We start from the raw sequence: 2,529 nt of genomic DNA, 5'->3' as shown, positions 1-2,529 counted from the left end.
TCAATGGGTTAATTTCTTAGAGTATCTTTTAATTCCAATGATTGTCACACCCCAAAAAGTGCTACTCCTGAAAGAAAACAGGTAAATTTACACATTATGCATCTAATTCAGCACATACATGATCAATAGGCTTCCCTGCAAAACGATCAGCAACCCATGGGATATACAATGGCTCTGCAGTGGGTGGTGTAGTGAAGTGATTTTGATTGCCTGGTAGCTTCACTCGAGTCACTTGACCACCCATTTTGCACATTTGTTTAAAATAAAGCTCACCCATCACCGGTGGCACAGTAGTATCGTTGGTGCCCCAATAAATAATTACTGGCGCCAGTGGAGGTAAAGGGTTTACGCTGCCTTTGAGATTTGCTTTCACCCAGGAAAAGGCATTTTTGATATCGGAACGCAAAAAGGTCTTATATTGATTACCGTAGTTAAAATTCAGAGTATCTGAAGCACCATGCATGCATTTCCTTACCATAAGCTGGTTTACGACATCCACACCTTCATCAGATAATAGGTCACTTAGCTTTAACTCAGGAAAAGCAGCAACCATGCCCCAAATATTTTGAGCATAATGGGTGAAATTAAAAACATTGGCGCTAAATAAATCACCAATATTCTTTAGATGCGCTAAGGCTTCCTGTTCTGTGCTAATTCTTTCAGGAAAGGTAGCTGCAATATCATAGGGTGCCATAGCAACAAAACCGAGAATTTTGATTTGGTCATTTACAGAGTTTTTAAGAGTCAGATAATCCTTCATGCCAGCAACAGCAAGGGTAGCTCCACCACCTTGAGACCATCCGTATACTATTGCTCTGTTACCTGCTTTTGCTTCTTTAAGCTGAGTGGCTGCCCTTATTGAGTTGATAACATCCTGTGCCTGAGTTGCCGCAACAGTATATTGATGCTTACCTCCGCCACCCAGTCCCTGATAATCGGTTGCAACGATGACATAGCCTGCTTTAATAAAAGCATCCATAGCGGGCAGACCGAAATCAGTCCAGGAAGTACCATTCATCATAAAATATTGGTTCAAGGGCTGAGCTGGGTTCAATACTTGTGAAGGACCACACGTTTGAGCTGTCCCTGTAGTACCATGAGCCCAAGCCATAACGGGGTGTTCTTTTGTTGCTTCAGATTTGGAAAGAGGACTTACCAAAATACCAGTGGCTATCGTTTTATTGCCATTCACATCGGAGGACACATAAGCTATCTTCCATGCCTTTGCTCCACTCACCGTAGTTGCTATAGATTCAAATTTAATTAATGAACCCAGCTTCGCATCAGTGGGTATATTATCGGGTAGCAAACTGTAAAATTCACCCATGTCAACAGGACCAAAATCAGGAGTAGCATGAATTATTCCCGATAATAAAAAGAAAAAGACGAACAATAATTTTTCTGAGCGTCGCATTTTAATATTCCTTAATATGCCAGTTCTACTTGAATAATAAGAGTAGCATGCAGGAAGTTAAGGAGTCACTCAAACTCTATTAATTTCATTGTGTTAAATAAGCAAGTCCTTGGAAAAACGTCTGTTAGTAGTCAGATATACATGATATCAGATCGTTCTGAAATGAAGCTCGGTAATTTGGAAATATTAAGGTTCGGGTTCGCATAGGCCCGATCGATTCTATCGGGAATTAAAAAAAGGAGGGTAAGCGAGAGCAAATCATCATGACATTGTACGTACTTGACTATATTAACAATAAAAGAACAGAGGAGAGTCCTACCATAATTTACATAATGTTATCCAAAAAATGAACCTCCCCTTGGCAAGCTGCGGGGAATACTAGTTAATAGTCAATGAAAAAATCAGTTTATTGATTACAGGTGTACTGGGAAATTTCGTACCTTACTGAAAGAAACCCCATATGGGCTTACCAAGCACTTGGTTTTCAAAACAGGACATATGAAGTAGCATTGTTAAAATGAGGGCTTGTTGGAAAAATTAATATCATTTTTAACTGTTTACTGGATTTTACAATTAAAGGAGAGCCACGAGAAGTCCATATGGATTGATACGCATGGGCTGTATTCTTTGACCTAAAAGGCACGATTAATCCATAGACTACAAGGTAGCGAACCATCGTCGGTATATCAATCACTCGTTTATCCGTCAAAAACTGTCGCAAATAACGCTTAATGTCTAAACTATTCGTAGAATCTGGAGTGCCCAGATTAATTAATAACAATCCTTTTTTCATCGTGAATTCTTTTAGAAAAATGGCATCTTAACCTATCATAAGTGCGCTTAACAGCAGTGCTTTAAAGAAACACGTTCACTAAGGGTTACAATAATTGCAATAGGTAGGATCTGCTTTTAATAACCCATCTCTTCGCGTTTTATGCTCTTGATGTTCACAGGCATACAACTCCATACCTCCAAGCGTTCCTTTAATATTAAAAAAATGGTCGTAAGCTATACGAAATGGGGAGTTAGCCACAAAAACTGCCAAAACAGCCGCTATAAATAATAAAATACCTGAAGAAAATGAAGAGGAACTTAAGCGCATCGATTTTCAATGG

The 2,529-nt window shown here is 39.2% G+C and carries 2 protein-coding genes and 1 pseudogene; all 3 read right to left on the bottom strand.

What is annotated here, in order from left to right; genetic code table 11:
* Positions 1–94 precede the first annotated feature (94 nt).
* A complete protein-coding gene (locus QM652_RS14500; protein WP_415077034.1) occupies positions 95–1,414 on the bottom strand; it encodes an alpha/beta fold hydrolase in 1,320 nt (439 codons plus the stop codon).
* 541 nt (positions 1,415–1,955) lie between these two features.
* Positions 1,956–2,207 (bottom strand): annotated as a pseudogene (locus QM652_RS14495) (ferrochelatase); the annotation flags it as partial.
* A gap of 78 nt (positions 2,208–2,285) precedes the next feature.
* On the bottom strand, positions 2,286–2,516 hold the full coding sequence (locus QM652_RS14490; protein WP_415077032.1) for a Na+/H+ antiporter NhaA: 231 nt from the start codon (positions 2,514–2,516) through the stop codon (positions 2,286–2,288).
* Positions 2,517–2,529 lie beyond the last annotated feature (13 nt).

It is taken from the genome of Legionella sp. (assembly GCF_047605385.1).
GTDB lineage: Bacteria > Pseudomonadota > Gammaproteobacteria > Legionellales > Legionellaceae > Legionella.
This window is presented reverse-complemented; position numbering and strand designations above follow the sequence as displayed.

Coding starts and splice junctions, on each gene's coding strand:
- QM652_RS14490 (WP_415077032.1), bottom strand. CDS start 2,516: ATGCGCTTAAGTTCCTCTTCATTTTCTTCAGGTATTTTATTATTTATA.
- QM652_RS14500 (WP_415077034.1), bottom strand. CDS start 1,414: ATGCGACGCTCAGAAAAATTATTGTTCGTCTTTTTCTTTTTATTATCG.